At 61.0% G+C, this 15,677-nt stretch carries 14 protein-coding genes and 3 pseudogenes; 8 read left to right on the top strand and 9 right to left on the bottom strand.

The annotated features are described in order from the left end of the window. Positions 1 to 198 precede the first annotated feature (198 nt). Positions 199 to 1,539, top strand: a complete 1,341-nt coding sequence (locus GWK36_RS11605) for a class I adenylate-forming enzyme family protein (RefSeq protein WP_166271289.1) — start codon at positions 199 to 201, stop codon at positions 1,537 to 1,539. Between the two features lie 163 nt (positions 1,540 to 1,702). Here GWK36_RS11605 and GWK36_RS11600 read toward each other — a convergent pair whose 3' ends face one another. Beyond that, positions 1,703 to 2,005 (bottom strand): cation:proton antiporter domain-containing protein, encoded by a 303-nt coding sequence (locus tag GWK36_RS11600; RefSeq protein WP_246237852.1) that lies wholly within the window; start codon positions 2,003 to 2,005, stop codon positions 1,703 to 1,705. On the opposite strand from GWK36_RS11600, the pseudogene GWK36_RS11595 reads away from it, so the two are divergent. Continuing rightward, positions 1,964 to 2,897, top strand: a pseudogene (locus tag GWK36_RS11595) (transposase zinc-binding domain-containing protein); the annotation flags it as partial. The gene GWK36_RS11600 and the pseudogene GWK36_RS11595 overlap by 42 nt on opposite strands. A gap of 211 nt (positions 2,898 to 3,108) precedes the next feature. Here GWK36_RS11595 and GWK36_RS11590 read toward each other — a convergent pair. The 6 genes and pseudogenes from GWK36_RS11590 to GWK36_RS11570 all read right to left on the bottom strand — a co-directional run bounded on the left by GWK36_RS11590 (position 3,109) and on the right by GWK36_RS11570 (position 7,115). Further along, a pseudogene (locus GWK36_RS11590) lies at positions 3,109 to 3,786 on the bottom strand (cation:proton antiporter domain-containing protein). Between the two features lie 44 nt (positions 3,787 to 3,830). After that, positions 3,831 to 4,055 carry a hypothetical protein gene (locus GWK36_RS15505; RefSeq protein ID WP_246237551.1) on the bottom strand — a complete coding sequence of 75 codons (225 nt, stop codon included), beginning with the start codon at positions 4,053 to 4,055 and terminating at the stop codon, positions 3,831 to 3,833. Between the two features lie 31 nt (positions 4,056 to 4,086). Further along, positions 4,087 to 4,569, bottom strand: coding sequence for a Crp/Fnr family transcriptional regulator (locus tag GWK36_RS11585; RefSeq protein ID WP_166271284.1), 483 nt, complete (start codon positions 4,567 to 4,569; stop codon positions 4,087 to 4,089). A gap of 349 nt (positions 4,570 to 4,918) precedes the next feature. Beyond that, positions 4,919 to 5,143 (bottom strand): hypothetical protein, encoded by a 225-nt coding sequence (locus GWK36_RS11580; protein ID WP_166271282.1) that lies wholly within the window; start codon positions 5,141 to 5,143, stop codon positions 4,919 to 4,921. 281 nt (positions 5,144 to 5,424) lie between these two features. Beyond that, the gene (locus GWK36_RS11575) at positions 5,425 to 6,447 is read right to left on the bottom strand and encodes a TerC/Alx family metal homeostasis membrane protein (protein ID WP_166271280.1); all 1,023 of its coding nucleotides are present in this window, start codon (positions 6,445 to 6,447) and stop codon (positions 5,425 to 5,427) included. Positions 6,448 to 6,578: 131 nt separating this feature from the next. Further along, positions 6,579 to 7,115, bottom strand: coding sequence for an HD domain-containing protein (locus GWK36_RS11570; protein ID WP_166271278.1), 537 nt, complete (start codon positions 7,113 to 7,115; stop codon positions 6,579 to 6,581). Positions 7,116 to 7,270: 155 nt separating this feature from the next. On the opposite strand from GWK36_RS11570, the gene GWK36_RS11565 reads away from it, so the two are divergent. Both GWK36_RS11565 and tal read left to right on the top strand, forming a co-directional pair. Continuing rightward, positions 7,271 to 8,092 (top strand): IS630 family transposase, encoded by an 822-nt coding sequence (locus GWK36_RS11565; protein ID WP_166271276.1) that lies wholly within the window; start codon positions 7,271 to 7,273, stop codon positions 8,090 to 8,092. A gap of 62 nt (positions 8,093 to 8,154) precedes the next feature. After that, positions 8,155 to 9,135, top strand: coding sequence for a transaldolase (gene tal, locus GWK36_RS11560; protein WP_166271274.1), 981 nt, complete (start codon positions 8,155 to 8,157; stop codon positions 9,133 to 9,135). A 75-nt stretch (positions 9,136 to 9,210) separates the two neighbouring features. Here tal and GWK36_RS11555 read toward each other — a convergent pair whose 3' ends face one another. Continuing rightward, entirely contained in the window at positions 9,211 to 10,152 is a 942-nt protein-coding gene (locus tag GWK36_RS11555; protein WP_166271272.1) for an AEC family transporter, read from the bottom strand. Positions 10,153 to 10,393: 241 nt separating this feature from the next. On the opposite strand from GWK36_RS11555, the gene GWK36_RS11550 reads away from it, so the two are divergent. The 4 genes from GWK36_RS11550 to GWK36_RS11535 are packed head-to-tail and all read left to right on the top strand — an operon-like array spanning position 10,394 to position 14,613. Further along, positions 10,394 to 11,488 carry a hydrogenase small subunit gene (locus GWK36_RS11550; protein WP_166271270.1) on the top strand — a complete coding sequence of 365 codons (1,095 nt, stop codon included), beginning with the start codon at positions 10,394 to 10,396 and terminating at the stop codon, positions 11,486 to 11,488. Further along, positions 11,485 to 13,275 (top strand): nickel-dependent hydrogenase large subunit, encoded by a 1,791-nt coding sequence (locus GWK36_RS11545; RefSeq protein ID WP_166271268.1) that lies wholly within the window; start codon positions 11,485 to 11,487, stop codon positions 13,273 to 13,275. Before GWK36_RS11550 ends, GWK36_RS11545 begins: the two co-directional genes overlap by 4 nt. 10 nt (positions 13,276 to 13,285) lie before the next feature. Then, positions 13,286 to 13,978 carry a Ni/Fe-hydrogenase, b-type cytochrome subunit gene (cybH, locus tag GWK36_RS11540; RefSeq protein ID WP_166271267.1) on the top strand — a complete coding sequence of 231 codons (693 nt, stop codon included), beginning with the start codon at positions 13,286 to 13,288 and terminating at the stop codon, positions 13,976 to 13,978. After that, complete coding sequence (locus GWK36_RS11535) at positions 13,975 to 14,613, top strand: HyaD/HybD family hydrogenase maturation endopeptidase (RefSeq protein WP_166271266.1); 639 nt, start codon at positions 13,975 to 13,977, stop codon at positions 14,611 to 14,613. Before cybH ends, GWK36_RS11535 begins: the two co-directional genes overlap by 4 nt. Positions 14,614 to 14,620: 7 nt before the next feature. Here the strand turns inward: GWK36_RS11535 and GWK36_RS11530 are convergent. Continuing rightward, positions 14,621 to 15,638 (bottom strand): annotated as a pseudogene (locus GWK36_RS11530) (IS630 family transposase). Positions 15,639 to 15,677 lie beyond the last annotated feature (39 nt).

Raw genomic sequence — 15,677 nt, 5'->3', positions numbered from 1 at the left:
GCATCATGATGTAACGCCTTGGCCATCCTTGCCCAAATGCCCTTGTCCCATCAGCGTGAGAAGGTTACATGGACCCAGCGTCAATGGCCCAGTTCCTCAGGCAGATCGCGCCACGGGCTACCCGTGCGCATGATCCATGGCGCCCTTTCGACAAGGTTGAGTTCGTCAACCTCCAGGCGCAGCCGTCAAGATATTCAGATGCAGTTGCCTGCCCTCAGCTTCAGTCTCATCGCCGGCGAAGAGACCCTGACCGGCGAGTCATTGAGTGATCTGCTCAAGGCGCGCGCCGCCGAGCTTCGGGCCCAAGGGGTGAGGGAGGGGCAGGTCGTGCTGGTGCCCGATCGCCCCGCCTGTGATCTAGCCATCCTCGCCTTGGCGCTCAACCGGATCGGTGCTGGTATCTTTCCATATCGTGCGGATCTCACCGAAGCAGAGCGGCAGGTGCTCACTGAGATGACAGGGGCCGAGTGGTCCTGGGAGGCACACGCTCAGCGTCCGATGCCGCTCGGCCCCCAGGCGCACAGTAGCTCCCCATACCCCAGCACGCCGGTTGCCCTCTTGATCCGCACCAGCGGATCAGGCGGCCAGCCCAAGATCGCGATGCACGGGCCTTCGGGGGTGATCGCTGCGGCACGCTTGAGCAATGCTGCCCTGGAGGCGGATGATGGCACCACCTGGCTCTGTTGTCTGCGTTTGAGCCATATCGCCGGTGCGGCGATCGTCTATCGCGCCGCTGTCTCCGGAGCCCGCCTGGTCCTACATGATGGATTTGACGCCGAGGCGGTGGCTGCGGATCTTGTCAGACACCAAGTCACCCATCTCTCGCTTGTCCCGCCGATGCTTGCCCGTCTGCTTGAATTGGGCGCAAACCCTGCGGCTAGCCTCAGATGCGCGCTCGTCGGCGGTCAGGCATTGAGCCCCGAGCTTGCCCAGCGCGCATCCGCTGCCGGCTGGCCTATCCAGGTGAGCTACGGGCTGACCGAGACCTGTGCACTGATCGCACTCGCCGAACCTGCCGACCCCGATCGTTTCCTCCCCCTGCCTGGGGTCGAGCTCATGGCCCCCGCCTGTCCAAAAGCAGCGCCGATCGCCCTCCGCACCCCCAGCCTCATGCTCGGTTATGCCAATCCGAAGCGTCAGCCGGGGGTGGGACTCGATCGGGGTTGGCTGAAGATTGCCGATCTTGGCTGCTTGGAGCCGGCTGGTTGGCTGCACCTCTTTGGACGTGCCGATGATGTCTGTGCGATCGGTGGGACCAATGTCTCGCTGCGCAAGGTCACCCACAGGCTTGCCGCAGCCTCGGGCGTGATCGAGGCCGAGGTCGTTGCTCTCCCCGACCCTGTCTGGGGGGCACGCTTGATCGGCGTCTATAGCGGTGCCCTGGATGAAGAGGGCCTTGCCCGCTGGTGCGAACGAGAGCTTGCGGGGCCAGAGCGCCCGCGCGCCTTCATACGGTTGGAAGGCCTGCCGCGGCTCGATTCGGGCAAGGTGGATCGCCAGCGGATTACGCAGATCGCTCAGCGTTTGCTTGGTCACTGAGCAGAATCAAGAACCTATGCGTTGTCGTTGTAGAGTGCACAACGCGCACCCTACAGCGCTTCATCTGCTAAGATCAGGTCAAAGATCGCCCGCGGGCCTCGCCGCGGCGCTCGTCCTCTAAAAAGGCCTCTTTACGACTTGGCAGGTCCTCTGTCGGTCAACTTCAAGGTTTCGCGAGCAAACGTACCAGAGGACCGAGCGTCAGCCCCTGGACCAGGACCGAAAAGACTGCGACGATATAGGTGACGCTGACCAGGAGCTCGCGTGTTTCACCTTCCGGGAGCGAGAGGGCCAAGGCGATCGAGATCCCGCCGCGCAGTCCAGCCCAGGTCATCAGGGTAAAGGTCCCAGGGCCAAATGCATTGCGCCAGGGCAGCCAGCGGATCGGCCGCCAGATGCTCAGGGCGCGGGCAGCCAAGACGATGCTTATGGCTTCGCCCGCGCCCGCTGCGACGACTACGGCCATGACTTCCTCATCGCCTTCTCCTGCAAGGGCCGCGGCATCTGTCCCTCCTGCAACACCCGCAGGATGGCGGAGACCGCTGCGCATCTGGCCGATCATGTCCTGCCCCGCCTGCCGGTGCGCCAGTGGGTGCTATCCGTGCCCAAGCGGCTGCGCTATCACCTCCAGCACGACCGCGAAGCCCTCAACAGCGCCTGGCGCATCTTCCTCGACGCCGTCGAGCAACACCTGCGCGCGCGCAGCCCTGGGGCTGGTCCTAAGGCGCGAACCGGCGCGGTGGCCTTCAGCCACCGATTCGGCTCCTCGCTGAACGAGCACACCCACTTTGCTCATCCCATCCCTGGGATTCGCCCCTCCCTGGGGGCTTGCGCGAAAATCCGCTCCCGGCGGATTTTTCACGTCATCGTGATCGACGGTGTTTTCGAGCCAGATCCGGAGCAGGGCGCACGGTTCATCTATGTGGAGGAACTGGACGCGGACGACGCCGCGGCGGTGCAGACCCAAGTCCGCCGTCGCATCTTGCGGGCGTTCGTGCGGCGGGGATGGCTGGAAAAGGCGGATCAAGAGGAGATAGAGGAGTGGGACCACGGCGGCGGGTTCTCCCTCGACGCCAGCCTGCGCCTGCGCATCGAGGCCCACGACCGGCCCGGACTAGAGCGCCTGCTGCGCTACTGCGCCCGCCCACCGCAATGCCTTCGACCGGCTGGAGGAGCTCGACGCCCGGTACCTCTGGGCCATGCTGCTGGCCCGCATCGACGAAGCGTTCCCTTTGACCTGCCCAAGGTGCGGGCCCGAGATGCGGCTCATCGCCTTCATCACCGAGGCGGTGGACGTGCGAGCCATCCTGGAGCACATCGGCGAGCACGCCACCCCGCCCAGCATCGCCTCCGCCCGAGTGGTACGAAGACTCCGGAGAGGACACCATCGACGCTGAGGAGTGCCTCCGGGGCGATCCCCTCGCCTAGACGGAGCCGGAGTACGAGTACGACCAACGGGTGTCCTGGTGGCGGCCCGTAGACGGGTTGCCGGACCAGCCGTTGCCGTTTGTCGCAAATTCGCTCCCGTCCCTGCCTCCTCTCACCGCAAAAACCGCCTTCGCCGCATCCCTACTGACCGATTTTGGCGTCCCGGTCATCCTCCCGTGGTCGGAGGAGGCTCAAATCCAGCCTTGACCGACCCCTCTCGGCTGGGGAAAACACTGCGGCATAGACAGCTGGATTTCCTATCCTTCGCCCATGATGCCCGATCATCAGGCCGGCGACTACGGTGGCAATTTGGGCCGAGACATGGAGATGCTCAGCGAGCGCGTAGGCGCTGGTGGCCAACGCTAAGGTCAACAGGACCTCGACCTGATAGGCATCGACCCGTCGCAGCATGGCCAACACCAGCCTGCCGCCAGTGAGTCCAATCGCCAATCCGCCGATGGCCTAATAGCCGGCCTAATAGCCGAATAGCCAGAGCAGCTTCAGCGGTTCGATTTGGTGTGCGCCGGTAGCAATCCCAGTCAGGGACAAGAACAACTCCACTGCGACCCCGTCGTTAAACAAGGAATCACCCGTGATCTTGATCCTCAAAGCCTCGGGGGCCCCGGCCTCTTTGAGGATACCGAGCACGGCGATAGGGTCGGTCGGTGCGATTAGGGCGCCGAAGAGCAGGCAATAGATCAGAGGTATATGCAGCCCGAGCAGCCAAAAGAGCAGCCAGGCGCCCAAACCGCTGAGCAGCATGGTGCCGATGACACTGACGGTGGCGAGGACGACGATCACCCCTTTATAGCGAGAGATCGCCTCCAGATCGACATGCAGCGCACCGGCAAAGAGCAGAAAGCTCAGCTGCCGTGCAGCAGGGTCTCCTCGCAGTGGACATCATCCAAGAGGCGAATCAGATCTTGGGTGAAGATGTTGTCTTCGGAGAGCGCTGTCAGCATAAGCGACAGGATGAGGGCAGACGTCGGCAGACGGATCGTATTCGGCAACCGGATGAAGCAATGGTTCAGCCAACCCAGGACCGCAGTGAGGCCGAGCAAGGCGGCCAGGATCTCGAATAGATTCATCGGCACTTCAACTCGCCCTGAACCTAGGGGATCAATACCGCCCGCCGGTCTTGAGCAGATAGTTGCGCATCTCGGCGCTCTCGAGGTTCATACGCATTAGATTGCTGTGGGTGATGCGAAAGATGGCGCGCATCACCTTAAAGACCAGCCGCGGATGGGTCTCGACCAGCTCATCGAAGTCCTCAGGCTCCAAGGTCAAGACCACCACTGGCTCCTCGGCGCGCAGGGCGGCGCGGCGGGGGGTGCCATCGATAAAGGCGCGGGTGCCGGCGCATTCACCGGGGCGCATCTGATAGACGGTCTCCTCGCGCTCGCCCACCCGTTTGCACACGCATAGCCGTCCCTGGGCCAAGACAAACAGGGTACGCCGGCCTTCGTTTTCCTCGACTAGGGTCTCGCCTACCTGTAGCTGGATCACCCCCATGCGCGCGGCCAGGACCTGGCACTCCTCTGGGGTGAGTTCAACGCCAAGGGCCGAGTTGCCCAGGGACTGGTATTTGTCAACATCGAGCATTTTTCACATCCTCGTATAGATATCTTTGCTACTGGCATCCAGCAGCGGATGCTTTGTGCAAGAGACGGTGTTGAAGTGATAATGATTATATCGTCAATAGGCGGGGTAACAATCGCTTGACTGACTGCAAAGGGTTCACCTAATGAATCATAAATTGCGCATTTGATGCGGCGCCGGGTATTGGTTTCGATGATAGCAGTCACCGAAATATTCGAAGATTTAAAGAAATTTGAGATCAGAAATCCTTTTTTTGAGTTGTCTTTGTTTTTCTTTTAGTTTCTTTTCTTTTTCTGCTGCCTCGCGACGCTGAGCTTCGATCTCTTCTTTTTTTTCGCTCAGGCGCTGCTAATTATATATTTGAATACACATAGGTTTTATGCGATCCAAAAATCTTTTTTTCTGCATCTTCAGAATACCCTCTAAAGTAGCTACGCTCAGCATTCGAAAGCTTGTCCAAATTGAATATTGGATTATATTTGCAGCGCTCCCGAATAATTTCCTTCTGAATTTCCGTAAGATCTGCCTCCTCTGGACGATAGCCGCAGATCTCGAGTTCCTCATACCATGCGCCCATGCCGCCAGCTCCTATGTAGGCAGCTGCATCACCCTTTCATGTCTACCGCGTTCTGCTAGTTCTTCATAGAACCAGTCGGTGCAATTCTCCCATTCTTCAGTTGTCTTAATAAATATGGGATAGTTCTTGGCTAACATGGTGACCGGCATAATTTGCTGTAAATGCTACAATGAGCGCTATTATTAAAATCTTCTATATAATCATGGAGTTGCCCCCTGATCTCAGTGATTCCCTGATAATAAACTAACACCAGGCCAAGCATGCCTGGTGTTAGTTTCCCATTATTTCACTGCCTTCTCATTCCTTTCTGGAAAGATGAAGGAAGCGATGACGCCTAGGGTCAGCATCCCGAGCACCACCAGCAGGCTGCTAGTCGGCGAGATATGGATGCCCGTATCGAAGATGGCGTGATTAAATGACTGAAGCGCCATCTTGGCCGCAATATAGAACAACAGGGCGATGACCGCCTTATCGAGATGGACGAGATAACGCGTCAGGGCGGCGAGCACAAAATACAGGCTGCGCAGACCCAGGACCGCAAAGATCATGGCCGCATAGACCAACAGCGGCTCTTGGGTGACGGCGATCACTGCCGGGACAGAATCAAAGGAAAAGGCGAGATCCGAGGTCTCGATGGTGGCCAGACACAAAAAGGCGGGCGTGGCATAGATCGCGCCCATGCGGGTGACCGTCTTTTCGCGCTCGGCCTCCTCGCGCCCGACAAAGAGCTCTTCGTGTTTGACGAAGAACCGGTCAAGGTGCAAGCGAGTGTAGATGGGCATCATCTTGCCGGTCAAGCGCACGCTCCAGTGGTTGGAATACTCCTCGATCTCCTCATCCTCGCCGCTGCTCTTGAGCATCTGCACAGCGCTCCAGGCGACCAATGCAGCAAAGGCAAAGCCGACCCATGGGCTGGCATAAAACAGGCTGGTGCCGATGAGGACGAAGATGGCGCGAAAGACCAGGGCGCCGATGATCCCCCAGTAGAGGATGCGATGTTGCAGCCCCGAGCGGATGCCGAAGGAGGCGAAGATGGCCATAAAGACCATCAGGTTATCGACTGATAGGCTCTTTTCGAGTGCATAACCGGCAAGATAAAGGTCAGCCCAATTCTTGTCGAAACGCAGCCAGAGATAGACATAGAACGAGAGCGCCAAGACCACCCAGATCACTGACCATTTGGTGGCGTCAGCGATGCTGATCTCCTCGACCCGCCGGTGGGCAAAGAGATCGAGATAGATCGACACCGCGACCACCACGAGAAAGATCAGGATGGCCTCAAGCGGAAATCCAAAATGACCCATGAAAGACTCCATCGAGGATTGGTTGACAAATGACCGGTCATTGTAACCGAACCCCCTGCGCGAGTAGGGCGCGCCATGCGTACCCTGCGGCTTTGCCAAGGGCGAAGGCGGGAGACCGGCGCGCCAGGACCCTAGGGGCGCCGGGAGAGGGCGAGGTCAAAGAGCCGCTCAAGCTCAGCATGGGTGCCGCGGAGGGGTTCCACAGCGGCGGCTGCCCAGTCGAAATAGGCGCGTCGGCGCTCAAGGTCCCAGTCCGGCGGCGGGCTGGTGGCGAGGTCCCTGAGGTTAGAGATCTTATCGGCCAGGGCGATCAGGCGCGCCTTGGGGCTTAAGCCGGCTGCGCGCTCGATTTGCAGGCGCTTGCGCTCGGCCTTGGGCAGGGATTTGTCGTCGGTGAGCTCTAGGACCAGGTCGCGGATCTCAGCCCCAAAGCGCTCGGCCAGTTCCTCCGGGCGGGTCGCCGTGTCCTCCAGGATGTCATGGAGGAGGGCGGCGATCAGGACCTCGGGGGGGCCTTGGATCCTGGCCTCGACGAGCAGGACCTGGAGCAGCGCAATCGGGTGATTGATATAGGGCGAACGGTCGGCATCCTTACGCCTCTGGTCGCGATGCCTGGCAGCGGCAAAGACCAGGGCCTCGGTCAAACGCTCGCAATCTGACCATTCCATCCTGTTTGGGTGTACCTATCTTTCTTGATTAAAAAACACATGCTTTTGAAATTGAGTGAGCTGTCCAGATGTCGTGGGCATGGAAAGACGAGACATGAGATTGCTGTCGTTTGCGGCGCGCGAAGGGGCCCAAGGACAAGGGGGGTGGGCGCAAAGTGGGTGAGAAGCGGGCGCTGTTGGCGGAGCAGGACGCCCAGATACGCAAGCTCATGTGCGACGGGACACCGGATCAGCTGAAGCTGCCGTTTGCGCTGTGGAGCCGGCAGGCGGTGCGGCAGTTGATCCTCGACCGTTTTGGCATCGAGCTCAGGCCGCAGGGGGAGGGCAAGTACATGGCGCGCTGGGGATTGACGCCCCAGAAACCGATTCGGCGCGCCTATGAGCAAAGCCCGCCGGCGGGCAAGACGTGGCTTGAGGAGACCTACCCGGACATTGCCCGGCGCGCCAAGGCCGAGGGCGCCGAAATCCACTGGGGCGATGAAACGGGGCTGCGCTCGGACGAGGTGCGCGGGCGCTCTTATGCGCCGGCGATCAAGACGTCCGAGATTCGCATCACGCACCGTCGCGAAGGCCTGTCGGTGATCTCGACGCTGACCAACCGCGGCAAGGTGCCTTGGAAGGCGTTCGCGGGGGCGATGAACGCCGACATCCTGATCGACTTCATGAAGCTGCTCGTCAAGGACGCCAGGGGCAAGAAGATCTTCCTCATCCTCGACAACCTGCGCGTGCATCACACCAAGTCGGTCAAGGCGTGGCTGGCTGCATGCGCCAATCAAATCGAGGCCTCCTCCCTCCCCCCCTACAGTCCAGCACTGAACCCCAACGAGATGCTCAAGGCCACCATCACCGCGCAGGCGCCCTCCCGCGCCAAGGGCGATCTGAAGAAGGCGACCGTCAGCCACCTGCGCCGCCTTCTCAATTCCCCCCAACGCATCATGCGCTACTTCCAGCATCCCAAGCTCCATGATGCCACGTAATATAAGTTCATTGGTTTCGGATCAATAAGACAAATCACTCAAACGCTCAGGGAGCAAGACCCATGAACCAGCTTGAGTCGCTCAAACAGATCTCTATCGTGGTCGCCGACACCGGTGACATCCAGTCGATCGCCGAATACCGGCCCCAGGACGCCACCACCAACCCCTCGCTGCTCTATAAGGCCGCGCAGATGCCGGCCTATCGGCACCTGGTCGAGGAGGCGCTGCGCTTTGGCAAGGACAAGGCTATCGATCCCGAGACCCAGATGCGCTGGACCCTGGACAAACTCGCGGTCAATTTTGGGGTCGAGATCCTTAGGGTCATCCCCGGGCGCGTCTCCACCGAGATCGATGCCCGCTTGTCGTTCGATACCGAGGCGACCATCGAGCGCGTCGAGACCCTGGTCGGACTCTATCAGCAGGCGGGGATCGATCCGGGCGAGCGGGTGCTCTTTAAGATCGCCTCGACCTGGGAGGGGATCCGCGCCGCTGAACGCCTAGAGCGCAAGGCGATCCATTGTAACATGACGCTCCTCTTTAGCCTCAGCCAGGCAGTCGTCTGCGCCGATGCCGGTGTCACCCTGATCTCGCCCTTCGTGGGCCGTATCCTCGATTGGTACAAGCAGGCCAACCCCGGCGTCGATTATCCCCCGGACGAGGACCCGGGGGTGCAGTCGGTTAGGTGTATCTATCAGTACTACAAGCGCCACGGCTATCGCACCACGGTGATGGGCGCGAGCTTTCGCAATGTCGGCGAGATCCTGGCGCTTGCCGGCTGCGATGCCCTGACCATCTCGCCGCAATTCTTGGCCGAGCTTGCGGCAAACGAGGGCGAGGTCCAACGGCGGCTCGATCCCGAGGCGGCCATGACCTTGGATCTGCCCAAGATCGCCCCCGATGAGCCGGCCTTCCGCTGGGCCTTGAACGAGGACGCCATGGCGAGCGAAAAGCTCGCCGAGGGGATCCGGCTCTTTACCGCCGATACCCGCAGGCTCGAACAACTCGTCGGGACACTGCACCAGGATGCGGGCGGGGGGCGCTGAGGCCGGGTTAGAGAGCGAGAGCAGGGGCCGGGTTTTCTGAGGGAAACCGGCCTCGCAGAGTGGCCAGGTCTTGGCTCATGCCGGACGCACAAACAACGCCAATTCGAGATTGAGCGTGAAGAAGGCGAGAAGGGTGGCCAGCACCAGGGCGGTGGCCGCGGTCTCGCCCTGTCCATAACGCTGGGCGAGCAGCGGATACAGGGTGACCATGGGCAGACCGGCGAGGATCAGGGCCGCCTGTCTGAGTACTGGATCTAGCTGCGGGACCAGGCTCAGCATCCCCAAGGCCACCAGCGGGTGGCCGATCAGCTTGCCGGCAGCGACCGCAAGCGCCGGCCCAACCGAGCCTTGGACCCGCTGGCTGGCAAGCCCGCCGCCGATGGCAAAGAGCGCGACCACTGCGGCCGATCCGGCCAGCATATCGAGGGTACGCCCAAGTGCGATGGGCAGGCGCCAATCGAACGCCGCAAACAGGATACCGGCGCCGATCGCGAGCACGATCGGGTTCATGCCCACTGTCCACAAGACCTTGCCCAGGGTGCGCCAAGGGCCACCCTGGGCGCGCGCCTGGGCGAATTCGGCGAGGATCAGGGTGATGGGCAGGATCAACAACACCTCGGTCAGGATCGCCATGACCACCGCGACCAGGGCCGGTTCCCCCAAGAGCTGTGCCACTAGCGGATAGCCGATGTAGCTGCTGTTCGACATCGACACCCCCAGACCATAAAAGGCATTGGCGGCTGGGGCGCTGCGGCGGATCAAGGAGGCGATCAGGATCCCCAGGCCATAGACGAGCAGCGAGGTCCCTGCATAGACGGTCAGGAAATCCATGACCACCAGCTCGGCAAGCGGGCGCTTGGATAGGGTATTGAACAACAGGGCCGGTAAGGCAAAGAGCAGGGCATAGCGCCCGAGCGCCAGGGCCCCCTCGCGCGGTATCCAGCGAGCGTGCACGGCGACGAATGCAAGGGCGATCAAGATAAAGATCGGGGCGGTGACCGAGAGGATGGCGTACAAGGGGGTACCTGCGGGAAGAGGTCTGGGAAAAGGCTGAAGGATACAGGGGAGCGCAACCAATATCCGATTGGTTTACTGAATTGATGATTGTCATTGCATAAATGATTTTTTGAATTGGCTGATGCTTGCTTGCTCGGCGGCAAGAGTGCTCTAATTCCTCACTCTTTGGAGGAGTAAAGGCACGGACCCCCAGTCCGCGCTGCACGCTACAAAAACAATACAAACGCCATGAGATCCACAAATGAGCACCGAGAGCTTCTATGCCGCCATGCGCCGGCAGGGCATCAGCCGGCGCGCCTTTCTCAAGTTTTGTAGCCTCACCGCAGCCAGCCTGGGGCTGGCACAGAACCTAGTGGGGCAAATCGCTGAGGCGCTCGAGACCAAACCGCGCATCCCCGTGCTCTGGCTGCATGGCCTGGAATGCACCTGTTGCTCCGAGTCCTTCATCCGCTCGGCGCATCCCTTGGCCTCAGACGTCGTGCTGTCGATGATCTCGCTTGACTATACCGATACCCTGATGGCCGCTGCCGGTCATCAGGCCGAAGCGATCCTCGACCAGATCGGTGAAAAACACAAGGGGCGCTATCTCTTGGCGGTCGAGGGCAATCCGCCGCTGGCCCAGGATGGCATGAGCTGCATCGTCGGCGGTCGGCCCTTCCTCGAACAGCTGCGCGAGGTGGCGAGCGACTGTCTGGCGGTGGTCGCCTGGGGGAGCTGCGCCTCCTTTGGCTGTGTACAGGCGGCCCATCCCAATCCCACCCAGGCGGTGCCGGTGGATCGGGTGATCCATGATAAGCCGATCATCAAGGTGCCGGGCTGTCCGCCGATCGCCGAGGTCATGACCAGCGTGATCGTCTATCTCCTCACCTTCGAGCGCCTGCCCGAGCTCGACCGCCAAGGCCGCCCCAAGATGTTTTATGGCCAGCGCATCCACGACAAGTGCTATCGGCGTCCGCATTTCGATGCTGGCCAGTTCGTTGAGTCCTGGGACGACGAGGGCGCGCGTAAGGGCTATTGCCTCTATAAGATGGGCTGCAAGGGCCCGACCACCTATAACGCCTGCTCGACCGTGCGCTGGAACGCCGGCGTCTCCTTCCCGATCCAGTCGGGGCACGGCTGTATCGGCTGCTCGGAAAGGGACTTCTGGGACAAGGGGAGCTTCTATCAACACGTCACCGATACCCGGGTCTTTGGCATCGAGGCCAATGCCGATACCGTCGGGATTGCCGCTGCTGCGGGAGTGGGCACAGCGATCGCCGTCCATGCCGTAGCGAGCGCCATCCATCGGGGCAAACAACGCGCAGGGGTGCAACACAGTGAGGGTGAACAGGTATGAGCAGCCAGATCGCCAACAGTGCTCAGCTCGATCGCTCCGGTCAGCGCATCGTAGTCGATCCGGTGACCCGCATCGAGGGTCATCTGCGCTGCGAGGTCAATCTCGACGAGAACAATGTCATCCGCAACGCGGTCTCCAGCGGGACCATGTGGCGGGGGTTGGAGATTATCCTGCGCGGACGCGACCCGCGCGATGCCTGGGCCTTCACCCAACGCATCTGCGGGGTCTGCACCGGCACCCATGCCCTGACCTCGGTGCGCGCGGTGGAGAACGCTCTCGGCATCCAGATCCCCGAGAACGCCCATATCATCCGCAACATCATACAGTTGACCCTCTATGCCCAGGATCACCTGGTGCATTTCTATCATCTGCATGCGCTCGATTGGGTGGATGTGGTCTCGGCGCTCAAGGCCGATCCCAAGGGGACCTCAGAGATCGCCCAGAAGATCTCGGATTGGCCGCTGTCCTCACCCGGCTATTTCCGCGATATCCAAGACCGCGTCAGGCGCTTTGTCGAATCGGGTCAGCTCGGTCCATTCAGCAATGCCTATTGGGGCCATCCGGCCTATCGCCTGCCGCCTGAGGTCAATCTCTTGGCGGTCGCCCATTATCTGGAAGCCCTGGACTTCCAGAAGGAGATCGTCAAGATCCATACTATCTATGGCGGCAAGAACCCGCATCCCAATTGGCTGGTCGGCGGTGTCCCCTGCGCCATCAACATCCATGACACGGGTGCGGTGGGTGCGGTCAATATGGAGCGCCTCAACCTGGTCGGCTCGATCATCGAGCGCACCATTGAATTTATCGACAAGGTCTATCTCCCCGACCTGATGGCGATCGCCTCCTTCTATAAGGATTGGATCTATGGCGGAGGGTTGAGCAGCCGGGCAGTACTCTCTTATGGCGACATCCCCGACCGTGCCAATGATGACTCAGCCGAGAATCAGCTCCTGCCGCGCGGGGCGATCATCAACGGCAATCTCAATGAGGTGCATAAGGTCGATCTGCGCAACCCCAATGAGATCCGGGAGTTCGTCACCCACTCTTGGTATAGCTATACCGATGAATCCAAAGGGCTCCATCCCTGGGAAGGGGTGACCGAGCCCAATTTCGTCCTGGGTCCCAACACCCGTGGAGACAAGACCCGAATCGAGGCCCTAGATGAAGGGGCCAAATATAGTTGGCTTAAGGCCCCGCGCTGGCGTGGGCATGCGATGGAGGTCGGACCCCTGGCGCGCTGGGTGATCGGCTATGCGAAGGGCATCCCTGAGTTCAAGGAGCCGGTCGATAAGACGCTCACCGATCTGGGCCTGCCTGTCTCGGCGCTCTTTTCGGCGCTGGGGCGTACCGCGGCGCGCGGGCTCGAGGCCTCCTGGGCGGCGCACAAGCTGCGCGCATTTCACCAGCGGCTGATCGCCAACCTCAAGGCGGGAAATACGGCGACCGCCAATACCGACAAATGGGACCCCAAGACCTGGCCCAAGACCGCCAAGGGGGTAGGGACCACCGAGGCCCCGCGCGGGGCACTCGGGCACTGGGTGGTGATCGAAAACGGCAAGATCGCCAACTATCAAGCGGTGGTCCCGACCACCTGGAATGGCTCGCCGCGTGACCCAAAAGGCAATATCGGCGCCTTCGAGGCCGCGCTCCTGGGGACGCCGCTTGCGATCCCCGACCAGCCGTTAGAGATCCTGCGGGTCTTGCATAGCTTTGACCCCTGTCTGGCCTGCTCGACCCATCTCATGGGTCCGGGGGGTGAGGAACTCATCCGGGTGCGGGTGCGTTGAGGAGGTTGCGATGGATACCAGTCTGCCTACCGTCAAACAGACCGCGGTCTATGTCTATGAGGCCCCGATCCGCCTCTGGCATTGGGTCAATGCCCTGGCGATCACCCTCTTAGCCATCACCGGCTATCTGATCGCCAATCCCTTGCCGAGCCTAGCGGGTGAGGCGAGCGATCATTATTTAATGGGCTATATTCGCTTTTTGCACTTCTCAGCGGCCTATGTCTTTTTAGTCGGTTTTATATTCAGACTCTATTGGGCAGCAGTGGGCAACCAATATGCGCGCCAACTCTTTACCCTGCCCTTTTGGCAGCGCTCGTTTTGGAGCGAGCTTTGGCATGAGGTGCGTTGGTATGCCTTTCTCGAGCCTGAACCGCGCAAATATATCGGGCACAATCCGCTTGCCCATCTCTTCATGGTCGCCATCATCACGGTCGGCGGTTTTGTGATGATCGTGACGGGCCTGGCGCTTTATTCAGAACAGAGCGGTTCCGGAAGTTGGCAGGATCTCCTCTTCGGCTGGGTCATCCCGGCGGTCGGTCAAAGCCAGGATGTACGCCTGTGGCACCACTGGGGGATGTGGGTCATCGTCGTCTTTGTGATGCTGCATGTCTATGTAGCGATCCGAGAGGATATCCTCTCGCGCCAGAGCCTGATCAGCACCATGATCAGCGGCTGGCGGATGTTTAAAGACGATCGGCCATGAGCCAAGGTTCCTCTGCGCAAGCGGATGCTGCACCCGCCACGGGGTCGGGAGCGACCCCGCAGACCAAGTCCCCTCCTGTCCTGCTCCTCGGAATCGGCAATCTGCTCTGGGCCGACGAGGGCTTTGGGGTGCGGGTGGTCGAAGAGATCGCCCGCCGCTATCGCCTGGGGCCAAATGTCCAGGTGGTCGATGGCGGGACCCAGGGACTGTATCTACTCGATCTCGTGCATTGGGCCGAGATCTTGGTGGTCTTCGATGCCATCGACTATGACCTGCCGCCGGGCACGCTCAAGCGGATCGAGGGCGAGGATGTGCCGAGATTCCTTGGGGTCAAAAGGATGAGTCTGCATCAGACCGGGTTCCAAGAGGTCTTGGGTGCAGCCCAGCTTTTAGGCGAATATCCCAAGCATCTGCTTCTGATCGGCGTGCAGCCGGTCGAGCTCGATGACTTCGGCGGCGAGCTGACGGCCCCCGTCAAGAAGCAGATCGAGCCGGCGATCGCCCTGGCGCGCGCCTATCTTGAACACTTTGGGGTGATCTGGGAGCCGCTTGGCCCAACTGAAACAGCTGCCCAGGGGATGCCTCATCGCGCTTTGCTCAGCGAGTCCTATGAATTATTGATCCGAAACCAATGAACTTATATTACGCGGCATCATGGAGCTTGGGATGCTGGAAGTAGCGCATGATGCGTTGGGGGGAATTGAGAAGGCGGCGCAGGTGGCTGACGGTCGCCTTCTTCAGATCGCCCTTGGCGCGGGAGGGCGCCTGCGCGGTGATGGTGGCCTTGAGCATCTCGTTGGGGTTCAGTGCTGGGCTGTAGGGGGGGAGGGAGGACGCCTCGATTTGATTGGCGCATGCAGCCAGCCACGCCTTGACCGGCTTGGTGTGATGCACGCGCAGGTTGTCGAGGATGAGGAAGATCTTCTTGCCCCTGGCGTCCTTGACGAGCCGCTTCATGAAGTCGATCAGGATGTCGGCGTTCATCGCCCCCGCGAACACCTTCCGACGCACCTTGCCGCGGTTGGTCAGCGTCGAGATCACCGACAGGCCTTCGCGACGGTGCGTGACGCGAATCTCGGACGTCTTGATCGCCGGCGCATAAGAGCGCCCGCGCACCTCGTCCGAGCGCAGCCCCGTTTCATCGCCCCAGTGGATTTCGGCGCCCTCGGCCTTGGCGCGCCGGGCAATGTCCGGGTAGGTCTCCTCAAGCCACGTCTTGCCCGCCGGCGGGCTTTGCTCATAGGCGCGCCGAATCGGTTTCTGGGGCGTCAATCCCCAGCGCGCCAAGTACTTGCCTTCCCCCTGCGGCCTGAGCTCGATGCCAAAACGGTCGAGGATCAACTGCCGCACCGCCTGCCGGCTCCACAGCGCAAACGGCAGCTTCAGCTGATCCGGTGTCCCGTCGCACATGAGCTTGCGTATCTGGGCGTCCTGCTCCGCCAACAGCGCCCGCTTCTCGCCCACCTTGCGCCCACCCCCCTTGCCCTTGGGCCCCTTCGCGCCCATAGCCTTTGCAGATGTCGAACACCCCTGCGCCCAACAATCCCCTCTGCGCGCCTATCGCTTCATACCTCCAGCCACGCCGCCGCAAACTCACCACCTGACGCCGCCGCTCTTCGCGCGCCGCAAACGACAGCAATCTCATGTCTCGTCTTTCCATGCCCACGACATCAGGACAGCTCAAGAAGCAGGATGCAAC

The sequence above is a fragment of the Caldichromatium japonicum genome, assembly GCF_011290485.1.
Lineage (GTDB): Bacteria > Pseudomonadota > Gammaproteobacteria > Chromatiales > Chromatiaceae > Thermochromatium > Thermochromatium japonicum.
The sequence above is the reverse complement of the archived record's forward strand: the minus strand, read 5'-3'. Positions and strand labels throughout refer to the sequence as shown.

Coding starts and splice junctions, on each gene's coding strand:
- GWK36_RS11605 (WP_166271289.1), top strand. CDS start 199: ATGCAGTTGCCTGCCCTCAGCTTCAGTCTCATCGCCGGCGAAGAGACC.
- GWK36_RS11600 (WP_246237852.1), bottom strand. CDS start 2,005: ATGGCCGTAGTCGTCGCAGCGGGCGCGGGCGAAGCCATAAGCATCGTC.
- GWK36_RS15505 (WP_246237551.1), bottom strand. CDS start 4,055: ATGAATCTATTCGAGATCCTGGCCGCCTTGCTCGGCCTCACTGCGGTC.
- GWK36_RS11585 (WP_166271284.1), bottom strand. CDS start 4,569: ATGCTCGATGTTGACAAATACCAGTCCCTGGGCAACTCGGCCCTTGGC.
- GWK36_RS11580 (WP_166271282.1), bottom strand. CDS start 5,143: ATGGGCGCATGGTATGAGGAACTCGAGATCTGCGGCTATCGTCCAGAG.
- GWK36_RS11575 (WP_166271280.1), bottom strand. CDS start 6,447: ATGGGTCATTTTGGATTTCCGCTTGAGGCCATCCTGATCTTTCTCGTG.
- GWK36_RS11570 (WP_166271278.1), bottom strand. CDS start 7,115: ATGGAATGGTCAGATTGCGAGCGTTTGACCGAGGCCCTGGTCTTTGCC.
- tal (WP_166271274.1), top strand. CDS start 8,155: ATGAACCAGCTTGAGTCGCTCAAACAGATCTCTATCGTGGTCGCCGAC.
- GWK36_RS11550 (WP_166271270.1), top strand. CDS start 10,394: ATGAGCACCGAGAGCTTCTATGCCGCCATGCGCCGGCAGGGCATCAGC.
- GWK36_RS11545 (WP_166271268.1), top strand. CDS start 11,485: ATGAGCAGCCAGATCGCCAACAGTGCTCAGCTCGATCGCTCCGGTCAG.
- cybH (WP_166271267.1), top strand. CDS start 13,286: ATGGATACCAGTCTGCCTACCGTCAAACAGACCGCGGTCTATGTCTAT.
- GWK36_RS11535 (WP_166271266.1), top strand. CDS start 13,975: ATGAGCCAAGGTTCCTCTGCGCAAGCGGATGCTGCACCCGCCACGGGG.